The 24,146-nt window shown below is 33.3% G+C and carries 22 protein-coding genes and 1 pseudogene; 2 read left to right on the top strand and 21 right to left on the bottom strand.

Features of this window, described 5'->3' with window-relative positions:
* Nucleotides 1-3 precede the first annotated feature (3 nt).
* From whiA to STRUR_RS03670, 11 genes and pseudogenes are all read right to left on the bottom strand, one after another.
* On the bottom strand, nt 4-915 hold the full coding sequence (gene whiA / locus STRUR_RS03720) for a DNA-binding protein WhiA (protein ID WP_006739666.1): 912 nt from the start codon (nt 913-915) through the stop codon (nt 4-6).
* The gene (locus STRUR_RS03715) at nt 912-1,889 is read right to left on the bottom strand and encodes a YvcK family protein (protein ID WP_006740250.1); all 978 of its coding nucleotides are present in this window, start codon (nt 1,887-1,889) and stop codon (nt 912-914) included. Before STRUR_RS03715 ends, whiA begins: the two co-directional genes overlap by 4 nt.
* Complete coding sequence (rapZ, locus tag STRUR_RS03710; RefSeq protein WP_006740506.1) at nt 1,886-2,776, bottom strand: RNase adapter RapZ; 891 nt, start codon at nt 2,774-2,776, stop codon at nt 1,886-1,888. Before rapZ ends, STRUR_RS03715 begins: the two co-directional genes overlap by 4 nt.
* Before the next feature lie 70 nt (nt 2,777-2,846).
* Nucleotides 2,847-4,522 (bottom strand): annotated as a pseudogene (locus STRUR_RS03705) (cache domain-containing sensor histidine kinase).
* Nucleotides 4,523-4,563: 41 nt separating this feature from the next.
* A complete protein-coding gene (locus STRUR_RS03700) occupies nt 4,564-5,289 on the bottom strand; it encodes a response regulator transcription factor (RefSeq protein ID WP_006739901.1) in 726 nt (241 codons plus the stop codon).
* A 50-nt stretch (nt 5,290-5,339) separates the two neighbouring features.
* Nucleotides 5,340-6,464 (bottom strand): peptide-methionine (R)-S-oxide reductase MsrB, encoded by a 1,125-nt coding sequence (msrB, locus tag STRUR_RS03695; RefSeq protein ID WP_006739550.1) that lies wholly within the window; start codon nt 6,462-6,464, stop codon nt 5,340-5,342.
* A gap of 17 nt (nt 6,465-6,481) precedes the next feature.
* Nucleotides 6,482-7,111 carry a TlpA family protein disulfide reductase gene (locus STRUR_RS03690; RefSeq protein WP_006740035.1) on the bottom strand — a complete coding sequence of 210 codons (630 nt, stop codon included), beginning with the start codon at nt 7,109-7,111 and terminating at the stop codon, nt 6,482-6,484.
* A gap of 16 nt (nt 7,112-7,127) precedes the next feature.
* Nucleotides 7,128-7,853 (bottom strand): thiol-disulfide oxidoreductase-associated membrane protein CcdA2, encoded by a 726-nt coding sequence (gene ccdA2 / locus STRUR_RS03685; RefSeq protein WP_006738953.1) that lies wholly within the window; start codon nt 7,851-7,853, stop codon nt 7,128-7,130.
* A 134-nt stretch (nt 7,854-7,987) separates the two neighbouring features.
* Nucleotides 7,988-9,334, bottom strand: coding sequence for an asparagine--tRNA ligase (asnS, locus tag STRUR_RS03680; protein ID WP_006739012.1), 1,347 nt, complete (start codon nt 9,332-9,334; stop codon nt 7,988-7,990).
* 23 nt (nt 9,335-9,357) lie between these two features.
* Nucleotides 9,358-10,536 (bottom strand): pyridoxal phosphate-dependent aminotransferase, encoded by a 1,179-nt coding sequence (locus STRUR_RS03675; protein ID WP_006740408.1) that lies wholly within the window; start codon nt 10,534-10,536, stop codon nt 9,358-9,360.
* A 45-nt stretch (nt 10,537-10,581) separates the two neighbouring features.
* Nucleotides 10,582-13,038 (bottom strand): bifunctional DnaQ family exonuclease/ATP-dependent helicase, encoded by a 2,457-nt coding sequence (locus tag STRUR_RS03670; RefSeq protein WP_006738703.1) that lies wholly within the window; start codon nt 13,036-13,038, stop codon nt 10,582-10,584.
* Nucleotides 13,039-13,275: 237 nt separating this feature from the next.
* On the opposite strand from STRUR_RS03670, the gene STRUR_RS03665 reads away from it, so the two are divergent.
* Together STRUR_RS03665 and STRUR_RS03660 are read left to right on the top strand one after the other, a co-directional pair.
* Nucleotides 13,276-14,241: a 3-hydroxyacyl-CoA dehydrogenase gene (locus STRUR_RS03665; RefSeq protein ID WP_006739696.1), complete on the top strand. Its 966-nt coding sequence runs from the start codon at nt 13,276-13,278 to the stop codon at nt 14,239-14,241.
* Between the two features lie 24 nt (nt 14,242-14,265).
* Complete coding sequence (locus tag STRUR_RS03660) at nt 14,266-15,084, top strand: alpha/beta hydrolase (RefSeq protein WP_006740174.1); 819 nt, start codon at nt 14,266-14,268, stop codon at nt 15,082-15,084.
* An 18-nt stretch (nt 15,085-15,102) separates the two neighbouring features.
* Here STRUR_RS03660 and STRUR_RS03655 read toward each other — a convergent pair whose 3' ends face one another.
* From STRUR_RS03655 to STRUR_RS03610, 10 genes are all read right to left on the bottom strand, one after another.
* Entirely contained in the window at nt 15,103-15,822 is a 720-nt protein-coding gene (locus STRUR_RS03655; protein WP_006738519.1) for a GDSL-type esterase/lipase family protein, read from the bottom strand.
* Nucleotides 15,823-15,947: 125 nt separating this feature from the next.
* Entirely contained in the window at nt 15,948-17,636 is a 1,689-nt protein-coding gene (locus STRUR_RS03650; protein WP_006738934.1) for a phospho-sugar mutase, read from the bottom strand.
* A 194-nt stretch (nt 17,637-17,830) separates the two neighbouring features.
* Nucleotides 17,831-18,322, bottom strand: a complete 492-nt coding sequence (locus tag STRUR_RS03645; protein ID WP_006740394.1) for a DUF8821 family protein — start codon at nt 18,320-18,322, stop codon at nt 17,831-17,833.
* A gap of 10 nt (nt 18,323-18,332) precedes the next feature.
* Nucleotides 18,333-18,704 (bottom strand): VOC family protein, encoded by a 372-nt coding sequence (locus tag STRUR_RS03640; protein ID WP_006738586.1) that lies wholly within the window; start codon nt 18,702-18,704, stop codon nt 18,333-18,335.
* A gap of 60 nt (nt 18,705-18,764) precedes the next feature.
* The gene (locus STRUR_RS03635) at nt 18,765-19,157 is read right to left on the bottom strand and encodes a VOC family protein (protein WP_006739747.1); all 393 of its coding nucleotides are present in this window, start codon (nt 19,155-19,157) and stop codon (nt 18,765-18,767) included.
* 74 nt (nt 19,158-19,231) lie between these two features.
* Nucleotides 19,232-19,618, bottom strand: coding sequence for a PaaI family thioesterase (locus STRUR_RS03630; protein WP_006740349.1), 387 nt, complete (start codon nt 19,616-19,618; stop codon nt 19,232-19,234).
* Nucleotides 19,619-19,797: 179 nt separating this feature from the next.
* Nucleotides 19,798-20,529 (bottom strand): class I SAM-dependent DNA methyltransferase, encoded by a 732-nt coding sequence (locus STRUR_RS03625; protein WP_006740076.1) that lies wholly within the window; start codon nt 20,527-20,529, stop codon nt 19,798-19,800.
* A gap of 274 nt (nt 20,530-20,803) precedes the next feature.
* Nucleotides 20,804-21,877 (bottom strand): DUF8617 domain-containing protein, encoded by a 1,074-nt coding sequence (locus tag STRUR_RS03620; RefSeq protein WP_006738557.1) that lies wholly within the window; start codon nt 21,875-21,877, stop codon nt 20,804-20,806.
* 100 nt (nt 21,878-21,977) lie between these two features.
* Nucleotides 21,978-22,802 (bottom strand): recombinase family protein, encoded by an 825-nt coding sequence (locus tag STRUR_RS03615; protein WP_081479435.1) that lies wholly within the window; start codon nt 22,800-22,802, stop codon nt 21,978-21,980.
* Nucleotides 22,705-23,946: a recombinase family protein gene (locus STRUR_RS03610; protein ID WP_006738853.1), complete on the bottom strand. Its 1,242-nt coding sequence runs from the start codon at nt 23,944-23,946 to the stop codon at nt 22,705-22,707. Before STRUR_RS03610 ends, STRUR_RS03615 begins: the two co-directional genes overlap by 98 nt.
* Nucleotides 23,947-24,146 lie beyond the last annotated feature (200 nt).

Raw genomic sequence — 24,146 nt, 5'->3', positions numbered from 1 at the left:
TCATTAAATATCCTCTGCTATTTTATTGAGTTTTCTAAGCCGATGGTTCACACCACTTTTTGAAATTTCAAATGGCAACTGATCTGCCATTTGCTGAATAGAATAATCAGGATTTTCAATTCTCATTTGTGCTACTTGCTGTAGTTCAATTGGTAAACTTTCTATTCCAACTGTTTCTTTAATTTTAATAATATTATTGATGGTTTTCATACTAGCTTTGATTGTCTTTGCAATATTTGCAGTCTCTGCATTATTTGCTCTATTGATATCATTTCTCGTTTCTCTCAAGATTTTAACTTCTTCAAAGGCTTCTTTTGAAGTCATCGCACCCACAATGATGAGAAAGTCGATGATATCCTCTGCTTTTTGAAGGTAAGTTATGGCACCATTTTTATGCTGAATCACTTTTGCATCTAGCATAAATTTTCGCATTAAGTTGGCTAAATCTTCTGCATGATCTTGATAAACTGAAAAAATTTCCAATTGGTATTTCCCAGTTTCAGGATCTCTTATAGTACCAGTTGCCAAAAATGCACCTCTTAAGTATTGTCTACCACTTTCGTCATTAGCTAAAATACACGCTTCTATTCCAGTCTCAATTCCGAAGAAGGAATCTGCTAATTTTAAGTCTGATAATAACTGATCAACTTGGTCATCAAGAAATACTGTATATACTCTATTTTTTTTGAGGTTTGTTTTGTAATGATATTTTATTTCAGGTTGTAATCCTGCAAAAGTTTCTATGATCGAATAAATATGTCTGGCAATTTTAGCATTTTCACTTGCAATTGCTAAAGTCAATCCTTTAGAAGTTATTCCTAGATTACCAGACATTTTGATAATTGCTGAAAGTTCTGACTGGCTACTTTTGGACGACTGTAATATATCTTCTTTTACTTTTACTGTAAAACTCATTTTCGACTCACTCTAACTAAATTCATTAACTCTTCAACAACAAAATCGCCTTGATGAAATGCACCACCTTTTTCGAGTCGTAAAAAATTAGATGAAATAATTTTATTAGCTTCTTTTTGGAGAGCATTAAAATCATGTTCAACTTGAATAAGGTACTCATCAAATTTATTATGGTCCATGTAATCTTGTGGTACTGTTTCCACGTTTACTAAAACCGTATCAATCACATCTCTTCCCAGATGTTTATTCAGCACTCTAACGTGATCAGCATCTGTGAAGTGTTCCGTTTCCCCGTATTGAGTCATAATATTACAAATATAGACAATCTCAGCTTTTGTTTGTTTAAGCGCTTCTTTTATTTCTGGAATAACGAGATTAGGTAATATTGACGTAAATAAGGAACCCGGTCCAAGTACAATCATATCACTCTCTAAAATAGCATCCACAACTTTTCGACTTGCTTTTGGCTCATCATCATTATAGGTATTTGTAACATAAACATGATCAATCATACCTTTGTATTCGGCGATATGACTTTCACCGGTAACTTGATGTCCGTCATTAAAAACAGCATGTAATGTCAGTGGGTGTTCACTTGAAGGATAGATTTTACCAGTAATATGAAAAAATTTTGTTAGAATTTGGATGGCGTTATAGGTTGATCCTTGCATTTCAGAAATTCCTGCAATGATTAAATTTCCCAGTGGGTGACCTGCTAAAGCACCATCAGATTCATTAAAGCGATATTGAAATACCTTTTCATAAAATCTTGGCATATCACTCATCGCTAAAAGGACATTTCTCAAGTCCCCTGGAGGTGTTAATTGCATAGCACTTCTCAATTCACCGGAAGATCCTCCATCGTCAGCAACTGTGACAACTGCTGTAATATCAACTTCTTCTGTTCTTAAGCTATTTAAAATAACAGGTATACCCGTTCCTCCGCCAATAACAGTCATTTTTGGTTTTTTCATGAACGATTTACAGTTTCCTTCCGTCTGTTTTTATCACGATGACTTTCATTGATAGTCCAATTTGTTTTTAAATCCTCTGCTAATCTATGGGTAAATGCGACACTTCGATGTTGGCCACCTGTACAGCCTATAGCTATTGTCAGTATTGATTTTCCTTCTTTTCTATAAGCAGGTAAAATAGGTTTTAATAGTTCTATTAAATGTTGGTAAAAATTTTCTGATTCTGGTTGACCCATAACATACTGGTAGACTGCTTGATCTAGTCCAGTCTGTTGTCGCAATTCTGGTAAGTAATAAGGGTTTGGTAAAAAACGAACATCAAAAACTAAGTCGGCATCTAAAGGTAAACCATATTTGAACCCAAAACTCATCACTTCAATTCTAAATCGATCACTATTGTGATCTTCTGAAAATTGTTGTGAAATCGTTTTCCGAAGTTGTCTTGGTGTTAAGTTACTGGTATCCACTACATTTTGACTCATATTTTTAAGTGGAGCTAACAATTCTCTTTCTTTAGTAATACCATCTAACACTCTGCCATCAACTGCCAAAGGGTGACTGCGCCTTGTTTCTTTATAACGTGATACTAATTCATTGTCAGTAGCATCTAAAAACAAAATATTAAATTGGATTGCTTGGTTAGTTTCTAATTGATCCAAAATCGCATTAACTTCATTGAAAAACAGACGACTACGCATATCGACGACTACGGCTAATTTATTATTATCATTTGTCTGTTGTATCAAGTCAATAAATTTAGGTAACAAAGCTGGTGGCATATTATCTATTGTGAAATACCCCAAATCTTCAAAAGATTGAATTGCCACAGTTTTACCAGCACCACTCAGTCCAGTTACGATGACTAACTTTATTGCTTTATCTGTCATTTGTCTTGTCCCTTCTATCATGATTATCACTATCATTATAACACAATAAAACCTGCTAAAGCAGGTTTTATTATCTAGGTCCATCTAAATGCAATGGAAGTCTTAAAGTGACTGAGGTTTCTTTAAATGGTATTGATTCGATGCGCATCTTATACCCTTCTCCAAAATGTAACTTCAAACGTTGATTGACATTTGAAAGTCCAATTCCCTGATTCAATGTTTGTTTATAGACTTGTTTTTTAGACTTTCCAAATCCTGGACCATTATCAGTTACTGTTAAATATAAATAATGAGCTTTAGAACTAACTTCAATTTTTATTTGACCTCTGTGGTCCAATTCTTTAATACCATGATAAATGGCATTTTCAACTAAAGGTTGTAAAATGAGTTTTGGCAAAAGATAATTGTCAAATGATTTCAACTCTTTAATGTCATAGGTGAGTTTGTCTCCATATCGATAGGACTGAATAGAAAGATATTGTCTAACATGATTGATTTCATCTTTTAATGAAATTAATTCATTGCCTTTATTAAGCGACAGTCTAAAAAAGGTCGCCAATGATTTTGTTAAGTCAACTACTTTTAGACTATCTCCAAATTCTACCATCCAAATAATAGTATCCAGAGTATTGTAAAGAAAATGTGGGTTAATTTGACTGGTTAATGCTCTTAATTCACCTTGACGAATTTTTTGTTCTTTTTGTGTAACTTCTAATACTAATTGGTCAATTTGATCTAACATGCTATTAAATTGATGGGCTAAGTCAATCAATTCTTTTGAGCCGACTTCTTCTGCTCTCAATTGGGAATGGCCATGACTAATTTCAAGCATTAGCATTTGTAAATTTTTCAATGGTTTTAACCAAAATTTAAGTAGTAGTGCTAATGAAATAGACGAAAATAATAGAGACAAAAAAGCAATTCCTGTAAAAGTTAATGCTAATCGTTTTTGAATGATTTTCAACTCATCTAATGAAGAGACAGCAATTAAATGCCAATCACTATTTGGAATACCAACTTGAGAAACATAGACTTTATTCTTCAAATAGCCATTTTTAAGCTTAATATATGGCTTCATACTCTCCATATCTCCCTTTGATGTGTATACTGTTTTCCTAGGGTGATAAACAAATTGGTGTTTTTCATTAATGATAAAAGCAAAACCACTTTTACCCAATTTAAGATGATTCAAATAGTTTTCCAAAGTTGTATAATTAATATCAAGTTTTAGAACACCCAAATGATTACCTGTCTTTGACGTTATTTCTTGATCACTGAAATAACCCATTGGTTTTCTTTGGTTTTAGATGTACTTGGATGTGCAGGTGTTAATACTGGAATTCCTTTATTTGAAATGGCTTTTTGATACCACGATTCTTTCATCATATCTGAAGATGTCTTCATGGTCATATTTTTTTCTGTTGATAAATAACGACCATCTTTCGTAATAATAGTTGCAGACACTAAATCAGAATTGGTTTTTAGGATAGCCATTAAAAATTGCTTTACATTTTGATCCTGCTTTTTTGCTTTATCTTGACCATAGTTTATGACTAACTGATGACTAACTAAACTAGAACTTGTCTCTTCTAATTTTTGAATATAAGAAGTGATAAATTGACTACTTTGTTCAAGTGATTGGTTTGTTTTTTGTTCGGTCTGATGTTTAATGGTAATAGAACTTATTTGATAATTGCTAAAACAAATCAAACCAATTATTAGAATGATCAAAAGTGAAATAACCATTAATAAACGTGTTTTTAAAGATTTATTTGGTAATTGCAATTTTATCCCTTCCTGAATTCACTCGGCGTTTGTCCAACAACTTGTTTAAAGCGATGCGAAAAATAATTCATATCTGAAAATCCCACTTGTTCAGCAACCTCATAAATTTTTAATTGACTGGTTTGCAATAATAACTTTGCTCTGTTTAGTCTTTCTTGGATAAGATAGTCTTGAAAATTGATTCCAATCTCTTTTTTGATCAGTAAACTTAAATAATTTGGGCTAAATCCTAACTCTTCAGCTAAACTTACTAAAGTTAATTGTGGATCACTTATTCTGTTTTGAATGGCTTTTTTTAGTTGAGAATCTTGATTATCATTGGCAAGAGCTTGTAATCTTTCTTCTTGTTTCTTAACAAATAATTTCTGACTTAAATGAGATAACATTTCTGAAACATCTTTCTTTGAAAAAGGCTTTAATAGAAAATCATCAGCCCCTAATTTTAAAGCGGAAAGAGCATAATCAAATTCATCATAACCAGTTAGAAAAACAATATGACAATGAGGAAAAGATGTTTTAGTCAGTTTAGCTAATGTGATACCATCTATTTTAGGCATATTAATATCTGTCAAAAGAATATCAGGAGCTTGTTCTTGAATCAGTTGCCAAGCTACAAAACCATTTTCAGCTTCTCTAACTATTGAAATATTGAAATGTTGATAATCAATCAGATGTTTCAAGCCCTCTCTAACGAGATATTCATCTTCAACAATTAGTAGTGAAAACATAGGTGCTCCTTTCATTTTCTTTTTATTATACCAAATTTATTTCTAATTTTTTATAAATAATCTAATAAATAGCCGTAGCCTTTTTCTTTCATTTGGTTCTCTGGAATAAATTTAATAGAAAGACTATTGATACAGTAACGCAATCCTCCTTTATTTTTGGGACCATCCGTAAAGACATGTCCAAGATGACTGTTCCCACTACGACTTCTTACTTCAGTTCGCTTCATATTAAAACTATTATCTTCTTTATAAGTTGTTACATCAGGACTAATTGGTCTTGAAAAGCTTGGCCATCCACAACCGGATTCAAATTTATCTTTTGACGAGAATAATGGCTCACCTATTACAACATCAACATAAATACCTCTTTTGAACTGATCCCAATAACGATTTGAAAATGCTTTTTCCGTTTCAGCATTTTGTGTTACTTGGTATTCTTCTTTGCTTAATTTCTTTTTAATTTCTGATTGACTTGGTTTGGGGTACTTTGAGGCATCAATAACAGGATATTTAGCTTGATTCACATTGATATGACAATAGCCATTAGGATGTTTCTTTAAATAATCTTGATGGTACTCTTCTGCCTTAATGAAGTTTTTTAAATAACTTTTCTCCACCACGATTGGTTTATCATAATTATGAGCTTTCTCTTTAAAAAGCTGGCTAACAACTTCTAAGTCTTCTTTATTAGTTACATAAATACCTGTACGGTATTGACTTCCAACATCATTTCCTTGCTTATTTTTACTGGTTGGATCAATAATTCTAAAATAATGCAACAATATTTCTTTTAAAGAAATAATACTTTTATCATAGGTCACTTTTACGGTTTCGGCATGTCCTGTCTGACTAATTAATTGATAATTTGTCGTTCCTTCTTTACCATTTGCATAAACCGATACAGCATTAGTAACACCTTTTACACGCGAAAAATAATCTTCAACGCCCCAGAAACAACCTCCTGCTAGATAGATTTCTCTAAGGTTTTCTTTTTGATGAATCATTCTCTTTGATTCACTTCTTTTTGGGGGTGCTTTGGAAATGGATGCAGTTTTTATCTGATTTATCTGTGATTGCTCCATATTGCTTTTAGGATACCATTTAACTAAAGCAAAGGTACCACAAATAACAATTAGAATTCCTATGAGGACATAGAAAATATGTTTATTTTCCATAAGCTTCTACCAGCTTTCTATTTTATTTTATTTAAGGTCTCTTTCACCTCTTTTTCAGACATATAACCAACATGTTTTTTAACGAGATTTCCTTCTTTATCAATAAAGACTTGAGTTGGATAGGATCTAACGCCATATTCTGAGAGAACTTTACCAGTCTTATCTAAAACTACTGGTAAAGCTTTATAGTCAAGTGTCTTAAACCACTTTTTAAAATCTGACTCAGATTTTTCACCATTATGATTAGGAGACACAACTGATAAGACAACTAGATCAGAAGTTGCATTTTTGGCTAATTTAGTTGTATCTGGTAAAGTTGAAAGACAAATTGAGCACCAAGAAGCCCAAAATTTCACATAAACTTTTTTTCCTTTAAAATCAGATAAAGTATATTTTTTTCCATCTACACCTTGAAGGCTAAACTGTGGTGCAGCCTTTAAGTGAGAAGAATTCTCTTTTGACATGTCTTGATTCTTCATCTTTTGTTCTGAAGTCATCATGTCTTTTTCCTTCATTTTTTTAGTCATCGCTTTTTCAGATTTTGTCATCGTCTCTTTAGTCATCTTTGAATGATTTGTTTGTGTGCTACAAGCTGTTAAGAGCAATAAACTGCTTAAGCCAATTGTTAATAGTTTTGTTTTTTTCATATAATTCACTCCTTTATCAATGTTTTAGAAAAGTTTCAAAAAATGAGATGATGTTATTGACACTATCAGTCATAATGAGAATTCCCATTATGATAATCAGAAAACCACCCATTTTTTTCATTAATCCCATATAAGGTTTTAGGCGATTGAAATAATTTAAAATGGCACTCGATGTTAGTGCAATTAATAAAAATGGTAATGATAAACCTATTGCATAATTGACCATGTAAAGACCGCCAGAAACTGCTCCAGAACCTCCAGTTGCTGCTAAGCCTAATACTGAACTTAATACAGGACCAACACAAGGCGTCCAACCAAATGAGAAAGTCAAACCAAGAACAAAGGCATTTAGAAAATCACTTCTACTAGATTTCTGCTTAAAGGTAATTTGTTTTTGTCTTAATAAACGCTTGAGGGTTATGATTTCCATCTGATGAATTCCTAAAACAATAATTAAAACACCCATTATGACACGAAACCAACTCGCATTGATGATATTCCCTAAGAATCCTGCACCATATCCTAATATAATGAATACAGTTGACAATCTCAGAATAAAACAAAATGTTTTTAAAATGCCTAGCCAATTAAAGTTTTTTCCAAAAAGTTTAACCTGATGTGATTCATCCTGATCAAGTAGTAAGCCTAAATAAACTGGCAATACTGGAAAAATACAAGGGGAAAAAAATGATAATATACCGGCAATAAAGACAGTGGAACTAAATAGAATTGAAAAATCCATTTTTATCTCCTTTTTTTTTGATACATTTATTATAGAGTGTACAAAAATGAAAAGAAATAGAATATCCTATCAAGAAACTTTAATATATTACGATATTTTTAGACATAAAAAAAGCTAGCCAAAAGCTAACTTTTTTAAGGTTTAATACGATGAAGCATTCGTGGAAATGGAATTGCTTCACGAATGTGTTTTGTTCCAGAAACAAAAGTAACCATACGTTCCAATCCTAAACCAAAGCCACAATGAGGAACTGAGCCATATTGACGAAGATTTAGATAAAATTCATAGTCTTTTGGATCTAAACCATTTGCTTTGATTTTCTCCATTAACACATCATAATCTGTCTCACGTTCAGAACCCCCAATGATTTCACCATAGCCTTCTGGAGCTAGTAAGTCCGCACAAAGAACGCGTTCTGGATTGCCAGGTACTGGTTTCATATAAAATGCTTTGAAACTTGCTGGATAATTAACTACAAATGTTGGTACTCCAAAATAATTTGAAATCCAAGTTTCATGCGGTGAACCAAAATCATCACCGTGTTCAACATGTTCATAATCTGTATCTTCATCTGCTTCATGTTCTTGAAGCAATGAAATAGCATCATCATAAGAAACGCGTTTAAATGGTTCTGCAATGTATTTTTTAAGCAAGTCCGTATCACGTTCAAGTAATTCTAATGCTTGTGGTGCTCTATCTAGAACACCTTGAATCAAAGCTTTTACATAAGCTTCTTGTAAATCTAATGATTCTTCATGACTTAAGAATGGATACTCAGCATCCATCATCCAAAATTCTGTTAAGTGACGACGTGTCTTTGATTTCTCTGCACGAAAAACAGGACCAAAGTCAAAGACACGACCAAGTGCCATCATTCCAGCTTCAAGATATAATTGACCAGATTGGCTTAAAAATGCTGGATTTCCAAAATAATCAGTCTCAAATAACTCTGTTGTGTTTTCTGCAGCATTTCCTGATAAGATTGGACTATCAAATTTAACAAATCCGTTTTTATCAAAGAATTCATAAGAAGCATAGATGATAGCATTTCTGATTTGCATGATAGCTGTTTGTCTACGGGAACGCAACCATAAATGACGATTATCCATTAGGAAATCAGTCCCATGTTCTTTTGGTGTTATTGGATAATCATTAGATTGACCAATGACTTCAATATTTGTAATATCCAATTCATAACCAAATTTTGAGCGATCATCTTCTTTGACAATACCAGTAACATAAACTGAAGTTTCTTGACTAAGATGCTTAATTAAATCAAACTTTTCAAGTCCATCTTCTTCACCAAATTTTTCAATAAAATTTGGTTTAAAAGCAACCCCTTGGAAAAAGGCTGAGCCATCCCGAAGCTGTAAAAAGGCGATTTTCCCTTTTCCAGACTTATTGGCGACCCAAGCACCTATAGTAACTTCTTGACCTACATAATCTTTAACAGATGCAATTGATATTAATTTTCTTGACATGACTCTTCTTTCTCTCTTATTTTTTATTTCATAAATTGATTTAAGCGACGAATAGCTTCTAATAACGTTTCTTCATCAGTTGCATAACTGAGTCTCAAATTTTCATTAGAACCAAATCCCTCTCCAGTTACCAAAGCGAGACCAACTTGATCTAAGATAGCATTTGTAAATGCTGTAACATTAGAATACCCCTTTTTTTCCATTGCTTCTTTAACATTTGGAAAAAGATAAAAGGCACCCTGTGGTTTGACAACTTTGAAACCAGGAACTTCTGACAATAGAGGATAAATCAAATTTAATCGTTTTTCAAATGCTAAACGCATTTTTTCCACTTCAGATTGATCACCAATCAAAGCTTCAATAGCAGCAAACTGTGACACAGTTGTTAAACTTGATGTCGTTTGACTAATAATTTTAGACATTGCTGAAATTATAGTACTATTACCAACCGCAAAGCCAAGCCTCCAACCGGTCATGGCATAAGTTTTTGAAACACCATTAATGACCATTGTCTGTTTTCTAATTTTTTCTGAAATAGTTGAACTGGGAACAAATTGATTACCATTATAAACCAACCGACCATAAATATCATCTGCTAAAATAATAATATCATGTTCAACAGCCCAATTTCCAATTGCTTCTAATTCTTCTTTAGTGTAAATAACACCGGTTGGATTAGATGGTGAGTTTAAAAGCAAGACTTTTGTTTTTGTTGTTAATACTTTATCTAATTGATCAGTAGTAATCTTAAAATGATTTGACTCTAATGCATCTACAAAAACAACCTTTCCTTGAGCCATCTTAACTTGATCGGCATAAGAAACCCAGTAAGGTGTTGGTATAATGACTTCATCATCCGGATTTAAGACTGACATAAAAAAAGCAAAAAGAATATACTTAGCACCTGTTCCGGCTACAATTTCAGATAAATCTACGGAATAACCATAATATTGATGCATATAAGTTTGAATAGCAAGTTTAAGTTCAGTCATGCCACTTGCGACTGTATAGTAACTTGCTGATCCATTTTGAATAGCTGTGATTGCTTTTTCTTGGATATTTTTTGGAGTTGAAAAATCAGGTTCCCCTAAAGTTAAACTAATAATATCTTTTCCAGCTTCTTTAAGTTGCTTTGCTTTTGCACTTGCCGCTAGAGTAACACTTTCATTCATCTCTAGAACCCTATTTGATATTTTTGGCATGAGTTCTCCTTTACTGACCTTTTTATAATAAGGTTGTCTTACTTATTATAGCAAAAAATCTGATATTGTCGCTAGGTAGTCTTTAACTTTTTGTGAATAAGTTACGTATTCATTTTTTAAAAGGTGCAAAATGATTGAACTATAACTTTTTGTTTCGATTCGATTATCTAGAATAAGAACTACCGACTTTTGATTTTCTCTTCTTATTGTTCTTCCGATAGCTTGTTTTAACTTTAAGAACATCATTGGTAAACTATAAGTGTAAAAAGTATTTTGATTTGACTGTGACATATGTCTTAAAACTTTCTGATAAAAGGGATCCTCAGGATTGTCAAAAGGAAGACGCGTGATCACTTCAATCATACGATCATTTTGAATAAAGTCGACGCCCTCCCAAAAGGCTCCCATCCCAAGTAGTATTTGAGCATCGCCTCGTTCAAATCGTCGCTTCACATTACTAGCATTTCCATTTCTATCTTGTGCTAAATGTGGAACATTTAACTGATTTAAATAATCAGAAGTCTGAATGAGCATTTTTTGTGAATGAAACAGGACAAGAATTGGTTTTTCCAGTTTAACTAAAGCTAATAGACGCTTTCCAATCTCAGAAACATAGCAATCTTCACTCACAGATTGAATAGATGGCATACTCTTATCAATAATCAGTAATTGTTGCTCATTTTTTCGTTTAGCAACCTTAGAAAATGTAAACTGTTTAAATCCTAATAATTGCGGTAAAATCGTCTTTTCATCAAATTGTAAAGTTGCTGAAATTAAGAATAATTTCTCTACTGGTGGTAAAAAGGCTTCAAAATCAAGGAGATTTTCAGAGGCACCATTTAGATATGTTTTCCGTTTGCCATCATCTTCTTTATGCGATAACCAAAAACTAGTGAAATTCTGACACAAACTTAATAAATCGCCAAAATCAACATGATCTAATTCTGATAAGGATTGTTCTATTATTTGTAATTGCTGTTTAGGTATTTCAGGGGTTGAATGTTGATAATATTCTTCTATCATGTGACTCAATTCAAACATTAACAGTTCAGCAATTCTTTTTTGTGTTAGGTGACTCGTATCTTGTGATAGAGAACTAAGCTCTACAATAATATTACTTAAATCAAGTGATTGGCGAGCAAATTGTTCTAGTGCTAATAGCATTCTTTGTGCTTCATCCACAACTAAAATCTTATTTTTAACAAAGTCTTTATCATCTTGAACTCTGGTTAAAAAATAGGCATGATTTGTGACTAAAATGTGACTTTTTTTAGCTTCAAAATCATTTTTTACCCAAAAATCAATCTCCTTATAAGGAGATTTTTGACTTATGTTACCGTCATGTTTAATCGTATCAAAAAAGCTCGCAAAACGTTGCTGTTGCTTAATTTCATCTAAATCACCAGTTTCCGTTTCAAGTAACCAGACTAATATCTGCATTTTAAAACGGTTTAACATCCTATTACTGTCAATTTGATTTAAAGATTCAGCAAATAAATCAAGTTTTATATAATTTTGTGGACCTTTTAAACTATAACTTCTAATATTAAACGTCTCTTTAAGTTGCTTCAATTCTTTTAAAAGCATTTGATCCTGTATCACTTTTGTTGGTACGGTAACGATGATTTGTGAAGAAGTACGTGCTAATATCGGTAGTAGATAACCATAGGTTTTCCCTAATCCTGACTGAGCTTCGACAAAAATTGGAAAGGGTGTTTCAAATTCGTCTTCAATGATTTGGACAAACTCCAACTGCCTTTCTCGTCGTTCTAAATCTAGTAAAGCTAAATTGACCTCAAAATCTTGAGATAATTTCAACGGTTTTTTAGTCTTAGATGGCTTTTGAACAATGATGTGATTAACTTTGTTGAATTTTCCCTTTGAATATGGTTTAGCTTGTTTATACGCTTCTTCAATCAAAAGATAAGATTCATAAAGTAAATTATCTGATAAGCTTAAAAGGTCCGTAAGGGTCTCTTTGGGAAAAGAAGATAATTTCTGATACAAGCTAATAAATAATTCAGCAGTAGCCATCGCATCAGCAATTGCAGTATGTGCATTTTGTAAATCAATATCAAGATAGTGTGCTAATGAGCCTAGTGAATATTTTTCTAAAGTGGGAAAAACAATTTGTGAAAGCTCCACTGTATCAATTCTTGGTGTTCTTAATTCATAACCTTCCAAAAAAAGGTGTTCTGCTAATAAATTAGCATCAAATTTAACATTGTGTGCCACAAAAACACAATCTTTTATCATTTCATAAATCTTTGAAGCAACTTGTGAAAAATCCGGTGCTTTTTTTAATTGCTTATCTGTAATTCCTGTTAATTGTATAATATGATCACTCAAAGCCATATGAGGATTTACATCAGTTTCAAAGTGATCTATTACTTTTCCATCACAAATAATAACAATTCCAACTTGTATAATAGATGCTGTAATAGAAGCATCTGTGGCTTCTAAATCCACTACAGCATATTTTTGTGATTTTCTTTCTGTCATAATATGAAAATTATATCATATTTCTAAACTATCCCGTAATTTTTGAATAAACAATCTCTCAAAAATACCAGTATACATTCTTTATCATTAAATTCTCAGTTATTCGTTTATTGATCATTTTTTATTGCACACTATACTGTATTTTGTCAACTAAGATTTTTATTAATTGATTTTGCTTTTTTTATCTGCTACACTTCATTTTGAAAACGTTTTCTAAATCATTGAGGAGGTTATCTAATGACGATAAAAGAGTTAACAGTTGCGGGTAGTGGCGTTTTAGGAAGCCAAATTGCTTTTCAATCCGCATTTAAAGATATAAATGTGACTATTTATGATATTAATGAACAAGCTCTAACAAAAGGTAAAGAGCGCATTGAAACATTAGCTGAAATTTATAAAAATGAAATTGAAAAAGCAAAAGAATCCTATAATAGAGAGGCTAATAATATCAAATATAATCAAAATCTATTACCAAGTTTAGATCATATCTTTCTGTCAGAAGTAACAGATTCAATCAATTTTATCAACAAAATACCTGGAAAAATAACATTTTCCAAATCTTTGAAAGAAGCCGTTTCAAAGGCTGATTTGGTCATTGAAGCTGTTCCAGAAACAATTAGTATTAAAGAAGATTTTTATAAAGAGTTATCAAAAGTTGCCCCTAAAAATACTATATTTGCTACTAATTCTTCTACTCTTGTTCCTAGTCAGTTTGCATCTTTGACTGGACGTCCTGAAAAATTTCTAGCCATGCATTTTGCAAATAATATTTGGCAAAACAATATCGTAGAAGTGATGGGACATGAAAAAACAGACAAAGCAGTCATTGATCAAGCTCTTGAATTTTCAAAATCAATTGGTATGGTTGCACTTCCAATACAAAAAGAACAACATGGTTACATTTTAAATAGTATTTTAGTCCCATTTTTAGAAAATGCCCTTGCATTATATTATAATGAAGTAGCAGATGTTCAAACGATAGATAAAACATGGAAACTTGGAACTGGCGCTCCAATGGGACCATTTGAAATTCTTGATATTATTGGAATTGATACTGTTTATAATATTATGAAAAATTACGCTGATACTAACAATGATCCAAATAGTTTACATGCACATCTTGCTAAAATGTTAAAAGAAACATTTATTGATCAAAATCGCACTGGTAAAGCATCTGGCTATGGGTTTTACCAATATCAATAACAAAAAAAGATAAAGGAAAAGAAAATGTCAGAAATGATTATTGAAGAACACTTTTATATTCCCTATTATAATGAAAAAAGGCGAGTACGCATTTTATTACCAAAATCATACAACCAAAGCAAGAACGAACGCTTCCCGGTAGTCTATATGCATGACGGTCAAAATTGTTTTTATGATTACGAATCTTTTGCAGGAGTGTCATGGGGTGTCATTGATACGCTTTCAAATCATAAGTTTAAAGAATATCTTGTTGTCGCTATCGACAATAATGATGAACATCGATTAGATGAATACAGTCCTTGGCAAATGGATCAAACTTTCCGGTCCAAATACGGGAGTGTTGGTGGTGATGGACAAGCCTATGCGGAATGGTTAGTAAATACTTTAAAACCTTCAATAGATGCAAGATTCCAAACAAAATCTGATAAAGACCATACGTTACTCCTTGGCTCTTCCATGGGTGGATTAATCACTGCTTATATTGGTGCATCTTATCCTAATATTTTTTCAACTTTGGGAATTTTTTCATTGGCATCTTGGTTTAATGAACCACCTTTTTTGACTTTTTGTCAAAATCATCCTTTATTACCAACAACAAAAGTCTTCATCCAAGTGGGAACCAACGAAGGCGATATTAATGGTCAAAAACGAGAATTAAAAGCTATTATCAATGATAGTCAACACTATATTGATAACAGCCTAAACTACTATCAATTATTACTAAAACAAGGGCACCCTATTAACAATATCAAACTAATGATTCAATCTCATGAAACTCATCATGAAAAGTATTGGGCACGACACTTTAGAGATTTTCTAGATTTCTATGAAAATAAAAAATAAGCACTTAAGTGCTTATTTTTATTTTATTTGACCAACTTCTTTCCATTTTTTAAGAATTTGAGCCACCATTGCTTTATTTCCTCTGACATCGGGATGTAGGTTATCAGCAAACCATTCTGGATGAGATTTAGTAACACTATACTGGTCGATATAAGTAACACCAGTTTCTTTAGCAATTTGAGGGGTTAATTGTCGTAAGATGCCATTTACAATACTATTTCTAGGGGCATTATCAGACTTATGGGTGACGAAAACCCTAGGTGGTATCATGATATAAACTTTAGAATGACTTGGCATATTTTGATACCTTTTTATAGCTGCAATATAATCTTTTTTATAAGTAGCTTCATTCCAATTTCTTGGTTTAGAGTCATTTGTTCCTAGCATGATAATGACAATATCAGCATTACTTTCCAAAGAAAGTTTGGCATTTTTTTCTCTAAAATAGGGTAAATTTCCCTCACTCGACATGGTTCGACTTCTTAGTCCATAGTTTGAAACTTGATATTTTTTTCCAAGTTCACTAGCTAGTAGTGCAGGATAAGATTCTGAATCACGATGACCTAAAACACCTGAACCAAAAGTAATACTATCACCTACTGCTGCAATTTTTATCGGACCAGATTTTTTTGTCAAAACTTTCGGATACATAACTTGGTAACTAATTAATTCTTTTAAACCAACCAAGCCTAAAATAATAGCTAAAAATGTAATCAATATGGTTTTCTTCTTGGGCATAATTCTCTCTTTCTTAAAACCTTGACTACTATTACGATACAAGTTTTTTTCAAATGCAATTCTTAAGTTTTCAAAAAAAAGAAAATCTATTAGCTAATATTAGGCGTTTCTAAATGTGTCGATTATCAAAAATCCATTTTTGAAAGACAAATCGCTTTCATCAATTCCAATTTTTCTTGACTTTCTTTGTGACTTTTTGCCAAACTATAAAAATAAAATTTTAATTTAGGTTCTGTACCTGAAGGTCTCATGGCAAACCAAGAACCGTCAATAAAGTAAAATTTCAAACAATTTTGTTTTGGTAAATCCAAATAACCTTTTTCAAAATCAATAACTTTTAAGAGTGAAATATTACCCATTTTTGTAATAGGGTCTTTCCTAAATTGGCTCATTATTTTCCCAATTTTTTCTTGACCTTCTGAGCCTTCTAATTCTAGAGAGTATTGCATTTCTCCAAAAAAGCCAAATTTCATATAAAGTTCTTCTAAAACATCTATTAAACTTTTTCCTTTTGCTTTAAAATAAGCAGCCATCTCAACTACCATCATTGCAGCACTAACACCATCTTTATCTCTGACAAATGTGCCATAACAATAACCTATGCTCTCTTCAAATCCTAAGACATAGGACTTACCTTTAGAAATATCAAACTCATTTGCTTTGCCACAGATATTTTTAAAACCTGTCAAGGTTTCTACTGTTTCAACTCCAAAATATGATGCTATCTTACTTGCAAAATCACTGGTAACAATTGATTTAACTAATACTGGATTGTCAGGCAAGGTCTTTTTTATCTGTCTTTGAGAAAAGATATAATAAGCTAATAATGCACCAATCTGATTTCCATTTATATATTGATAAGTACCATCTTTTCGTTTAACTTCTAAAGCCACCCGATCACTATCAGGATCGTTTGCGATTAATATATCAGCAGCTTCGTCTTGTCCTAACTTCTCAGCATAATGAAAAGTTTTTGGGACTTCTGGATTAGGATAACCAATGGTCGTAAAATCGGGATCAGGTTGTTCTTGTTCTGGCACAACTATAATATTATTAAAGCCTCTTTCCTTCAAGACATGTCTTACTGGTAAATTTCCAACTCCATTTAAGGGAGTATAAACAACTTTTATGTTTTTATCAATATTATCATCATTAATGGTTAAGCCTAAGACTGCTTGATAATAACTCTTTTCAACGTCATCAGGGACATAAGTAATGAGATTTTCAGCCATGGCTTTTGAAAAGTTCATTTTTTGAATAAGATGTGGTTCAGTTATTTTTGACATATGATTTGCTATTTGATCAGCAATATCATTCAAAATTTGTGAACCTTCTTGCCAATAAGCTTTGTACCCATTATAAGCTTGAGGATTATGGCTAGCTGTCACCATAACACCTGAGATACAACTTAATTCTCTAATGGCAAAAGAACACATTGGCGTTGGTCTAACACCTTTATAAAGAAACGAATGAATCCCATTTGCTGCCATAATAGAACAGGTTAATTCAGCAAATTCCTTTGATTGGTGTCTAATATCATAACAAACAACAATTCCTTTAGAAATTGCTTCAGGACCATGATCTTTAATGGTATTTGCTAAAGCTTGAGCTGCTTTTCCTACCATATAAGTGTTCATACGATTAGTTCCTGCACCTAGTTTTCCTCTTAGACCTGCGGTTCCAAATGCCATTGTTTGGTAGAAACGATCTCTAATTTCTTGATCATTTCCTTCAATTTCTAATAACTCCTTATGGATTTTCTCATCCAATTCAGGATTATTCAACCATTTCTTATATTCTTCTATATATGTCATTATTCCTCCTTTATCCCTTTAAAAATGACAGAAAGAAAAAGATACTAAAGGCCATCCCTTTAATATCTTCCAGTTCATATTGACAAGGTTATCATTAATATGACAATACAAACATTTCCCAAAATGAGTTCACTTGTATTGTAACAAATGCTTTTTATTTAATCAAGTATCTATAAAACATTTTTTAGGTATACTTAATCAATGTTTTTAATCCATTTTTCCATTAAAGCTTGATTATCACCTTTTAAAGTGAAGTATGAGCCCCGTATTATTCCTGCTAATTTGGACTTCTGACGAGCAAACTTAAAACGATCAACCAATTCCAACGGAATCTCCATCCCTTCAGATAATTTCAAGCCTACTGCCCTTTTTTTAGGATTATCCATTTCATATAGGACATTAATAGCTAGTCCATCTTCATAAAAGACATGTATCCATACAATATTATCTTCAAGATAAAGTTGTGCTATTTCAAGTGGTTTTGCAGAGAATTCCAATTCTCTTTTTAAAAGTGCATTGATATCAGCCATTAGTTCCGGTTTTTCACTAACAGGTACCGTTTCGAAATTAACCTTAAATTTATTCCAAAAATACCTTGCTTCATTAGCTCTCAACCCAGCCAAACTTTCAGCCACTGGTGAGGTTTCCAAACCTTGAGTAGTCACATTTTTAAAATCTATTATCATATTTAGTTACCTATTCATTACCTTTAACTGCGTAGAAATGTCCACTTGGACTCCTAAAATTAAAGTTTAAAAAAGGTTCTTTATTGACTGCACTTGCTGTTGAAGTTACACTTGCTACTTTTTCTTGCAGTTCATAGATAGTATCTGTCTCAAATAAAATACTTGGCATAAAATCAACAACTTCAGGAGAAACCTGTCTTATGAAGGCTTTATCATAGATGGTAAAAAGAACATCACTTTCTGGAGTTGGTTTCATTTCAAATTGATCATAATCCATTACTTGACACTCATTTAATATGGTAAAACCAATGGATTGCCAAAATGCTTTTTCTTTGTTGACATCATCAACATAGAGCATGACACCTAATTGTCTTGAAAACATTTTTTCTCCTTATTGATCAAAAGACACAGAAGAAACAAATCATTCAATTTCTGTATTAATTTACCAAGTCATTCCAAATTTGTCAACAACAATTCCATAAGCTGGACTCCATGGGATTTCTTGCATTGGCATGTCAATACGTTTGGCATCTTTTTCTAATTTAGCAAAAAGAGATTGAGCTTGGTCAACATCATCTAATTGAATACAAGCAGTCATATTTGTTCCCAGTTGGTATGGGTTGCCAGAACCGTTGTCAGATAGTTGTAATCTGATACCATTTATACGTAAGTCGGCATTAAGTACCAGATTTTTATTTTCTTCTGGTGTATCTGGAATTGCTTGACCAAAGGTTGTGCAAGAAATTAGCTCAGCATTAAAGACATCTTTGTAAAATTCAACAGCTTCTAAGCCATTATTTTCTGTTACAAGATATAGTTCAATTGATGTAATCATATTTTACCTCTTTAAGTTTTGTGTTAACATCATAATATAATCTGACATTTTAATCAATTAAAATAAACTTAATCTTACTTTTGTCGTGGACCAGTAACAAACATTGTAAAAGTAGCCTTGGCTAAGCTCATTTCATTTTGATTTTTGATAATGACATCAACTACTTTTGTTGTTTTTCCATTGTGTATACAATGACCAACTATAGTTAGGACATCATTTAAATGTCCAGCCTTTAAATAGTTAATATTAGATTGTAATGTGACTGCGTCATAACCAGTTGAAATAGCTACTAAACCACTGATTTGATCACAAAGGGCAAATAGGTAACCACCATGCGCATTACCATAATAATTTAATGATGACTGGACAACTTTTGTTTTAACTGTGACATCACCATCCGACATCTCTTCAATCTCATAGTTGTCAAAAATTGTTAATTCGTCTAAATGAAAGTCAGGCATTTTTTCTCTTTTCTTATTGATATAATTAGCTGCTATCTTAGTTTACTTGAAAGATTTTCTTCAAAAATATTACTGCTTAAATAATATTTTGCTACATTACTTTTTTAATCTTAAAATAAACAAATAGCACAGATTTCATTATAACACTAATTAGAGCTTTTTAGTATTCTAGCTATATGTTATTTTCTTACAAGTGCTTTAACCATTAACATCATTGGACGTCTTAATTCATGTTCAAATCCAGGAAGTGTCCTCATTTCTTTTGGTGGTTCTACTTCTATGACTGCTTGTATCTCAAAACCATTTTGTAATAACCCCATTAATATCTGAGTTAAGGTATGATGTTCTTTCAGGATGTTTTGACCTAAAAATCTTGTCTGTTTTTTCCCAGTTTCAAAATAATTATCGATTGGCCAATATAAGGGATTCCCATTTTTATCATAAATCCAATCCTGATGTATAGCTGAAGTGAAAACTGGATGTTCCATATTAAAGATAAAAGTCCCATTACTTTTTAAAGTATTATGTACTTTTTGAAAAACAAAATCCAGATCATCAATATAGTGTAATGCTAGATTTGATATAACACAGTCCCACTTTTCTATTGGATAGTCATATTCTTTAATACCACAAAGTTGATAATTAATAACTTTTCCAAAATTATTATTGTTTGCAAAATCAAGCATTTTTTGACTACTATCAATCCCTAAGATTTCTTTTGCACCTTGTGTTTCGACATATTTACAATGCCAGCCATAGCCACAACCTAAATCAAGAACCTTTTTATGACTTAATGGTGGTAACAAACGTTTAAATTGTTGCCATTCTCCTGCTGCTTCAAGTCCATATCGACTTCTATCCATTTTACTATAAGCATTAAAAAATGGTTCGTTATCATATTGGTTAGACATTTTTTTACCTCGGTTTACTATTATTATAGATACATTCATTGTACACAAAAAAGCCTACAAATAGGCTTTTTTTGTGTTTTTTTTAGAAAAGTTTTCAATAATTTTGTAAAATAAAATTTTATCAGTCCATGTTACCAATAAAAATTGCTTTTCACTATTATTGTTTTACTAATAGGCTAACACACTCCACATGTGCCGATAGCGAGCACCTATACTATAGAACGAAAGGGATATACTAGGCTTTATCATTATATTATTGAACGAATTTATTACTCTAAGAAATGTAAAAGTCTACCGACAAGTCTTCATCGGATTCATGTGGTTTCCAAACTACATTAAAACCATATCTCTCGCTCCAATCTAGGTGCCAATCGTCATAATATGGAACACGGCTGTATTTGCCAAGTGTCACTTCATCCTCTTCAGGCGATTCCTCACAGGTTATCCCAAACTCGATACCATCCAATTCCCAGGAATTTCCCCAGACATACTCATCAGAAATGACATCGACCCATCTCGCAGCATCTATATCAAAATCAGTACATAACTTCAAAGTTTGAAAAGTACTATAATTCGTCTTGAAAGGTTTGATATGTACAGCACAGTCAACGTGGTATTTTTCATAGTTGGCATTTAACAAAGTAACCTTCATCGGAATGGGAACGCCATTCAATTCCAACCACCAGTGCCCAAGTTTATTGTGCAAAATATCGAAATAGTCATCTGCTACTACTGATTTTGAAAAATCATCTATTTCTAGACATCGACCTGATGTCACTAAATCAGCTGCAATTTTCTTTGCTCTATCTTTATCAAAATCAGAATAGTGCTTAATCACATGTTTCAACTTGTCAATTGGATATGAGATACCTTCTTGCGTAGCCTGGTATACTTTTTCAACATGAGCAACTTTTTCGACATTGTTAATACCGACAGGAACAACCACAAAGTGGTCTTCCCTGATTGATTCATCCTCACAGATATAAGTATACTGCTCACCGAACTCTGAGAAAGTGACCGAAGCAACTCTGTAAACTGTGTCTGATGAATTTGAAACAGTCTCTAAATTAGTTGGTTCATTCTCTTCACTATCCAAATCTATCCACTTATAAAAAGTATATCGATTAGAATTCTCGACCTCACCAAACACCATCAAACCGTGACAATTAGGGCATTGCCAAGCATAGTACGAAGCATCAGTAATATCATAGTAATCAATTTTATTATTTTCATCTGCAGTATCCGTTATTTCTTCCCATAACTCATCCGAATAGACTGAAAAAGCATTCGGATCTGGAGCAGCATGGTCATTCATTGGATATCCGCATTGACAAGTCCACTTACCCATAATAACACTCCTACAGCTAGCAACAAATCATTCCGTTTATCTGTTTAGTCTATTATACCACGAAACAACAAAAAAACCGCAACCTTTCGGTCGCAGTATCCTACAGGTCGACTTCTGTTCCTTCCAGAAAGGCGACAGTAATCTGTCCACTTTCTGATATGGTGATGTTGTCGAGAACTTGGCACATGATGGTGCAATCAAAATGGTCTATGTCAAGAAGCTGTTTCATGAACTTGGCATAATGCTTATGCAGAAGATTGTCTCCTTTTCTCAGTCTTTCTAGCTTATCAAGGACATCAGCTTTATGGTCTTGAAGTATGTTGACGGCTTTCATAAAAGCCTTCTCTAGCATCTCCTCATCAATGTGGTTATTGCTACAGCCCATGACACCAGTTATCCGATAACGGTTGTTACGTTGCCAGACCTTCCTTTTTCCTCGGCTGGTCGTCCAGTTCTTTCGACCAAAGGCATCACCGCACTCGGTACAGAAGACCTTTGTCATAAAGGGATTGTCCTCATTTTGTAGATGGTAAAAAGGAATACCATGTTCTTCTCTAAAAGCCTTTCGCCTTGCTATCTCGAGCTGAACCGTCTCCCACATCTCGTTATCAATGATACCTTCATGGTTGTTGGCAACATAAAACTGGTTAACCTGCCCATCATTTTCCGTTCGTTTCTTGGTGAGAAAATCCACAGTGTAGGTCTTCTGTAAAAGAGCATCACGTTTTTTGGTGTTGGTTGCAGAAATCCCCTCGTCTGCATAGATGTCCACTAGCTCATAGTCTTCGTGCTTTGAGATAAAGTCACGGTAGTAATTGACTTGGTTCTCATAGCTTGATAGCTGTTCGTCTTGGTCGGTGGACACTCGACAATAGGCGGCCACTCTGATTTTGGTGACTTGCTGATGGGTGACTGTCAACTGCATTTTCTTGGCTGGAATAACTGTAATGTTTTTGCCCATATTCGTTCCTTTCTATCACTGTTACAGGAGTCTTAAGTCTCCAATCTTCAATAGCTTTCTCAGGCACACGCATGCCTTGGCAGGAAGCCTTGCCTTCTTTGATGTACTTTGAGCAAGACCAGACAATCTGTTTCTTGTAGGACACCTGTCGCTTGAGGGTTGAACCACAATACTGACACCTAAGCATGCTCGTAAAACGGTAGTGCTTATTCGGTCCCTGTTTCCAAGTGTTGCTATCAAGTTTATCTTGAACAGCCTGCCACACTTCTTTTGAAACAATAGGCTCATGGTTATCTTCAATCAAGTACTGGGCTACTTTGCCTTGATTCAACCGTCTTTTACCATTAACCCCATGAAGATAGGTCTTCTGTAATAATGCTGCTCCTTTATACTTCTCGTTTCGTAACATATGCCCCACTGTCGTATTATGCCATTTCGCATTTGAGACTGTAGGTACACCTTCTTCATTTAAGAGTTTTGCAATGCGGTGCATACCCATGCCATCAAGGTAAAGATGGAAAATCCGTCTCACAATTTGTGCTTCTGCTTCATTGATAACCAACTCGCCATCGTCATCCACATCATAACCCATAAAACGCTTGGTGTTGCTGACCATCTCCCCACGTTGAAACTTCTTCTGAAACGCCCAACGTTGGTTGGTACTCATACTCTCCAGTTCTTCTTCGGACAAACTCGCCAAAACCGAAAGCATGACCTCTCCTTCATTGGATAGGGTATTGATGTTCTGTTCTTCAAAGTAGATACCTACACCTAAGACTTTCAACTCACGACTGACTTCAAGTACCGTCATGGTATTCCTCGAAAACCGTGAAATGGACTTGGTGTGTATCAAATCAATCTGACCCTGCCTACAAGCTTCAAGCATGGCTTGAAAACTCGGTCGCTTCTCTTTTGCCCCTGAAATCCCTTTGTCGTAATAGACACCGAGAAAGTCAACGTCCTCACTATTGGCATAAAGGGTTTCAAAATAAGTCTTCTGGTTTTCAAGGGAATCCAGCTGACTGCTGTTAGTCGTTGATACCCTGACGTAGGCACAGACACGTTGCTTTTTCTGTTCACTTTTTGCCTTAATTAACCTTACTGCCATTCAGTTTCCTTTCTATTTTTGGTACACTATATATCACTCTAAAGGGAAGATAAGTCAAGCTTTCAGCAAAACTACTCCCTCCATATTACTTAGTAAATTTGGAAACAAATTTTCCGCAGTTATTGAAAAAAAAGCAAAAAGAAAAAGCGTGGTGATATCACCACGCTGAGATTCTAGTATGCTAGTCTCCTAACTACACT

The organism is Streptococcus urinalis 2285-97 (assembly GCF_000188055.2).
GTDB classification, from domain to species: Bacteria; Bacillota; Bacilli; order Lactobacillales; family Streptococcaceae; genus Streptococcus; species Streptococcus urinalis.
Note: the sequence above shows the minus strand (reverse complement) of the source record. Positions and strands in the feature narration are given on the sequence as shown.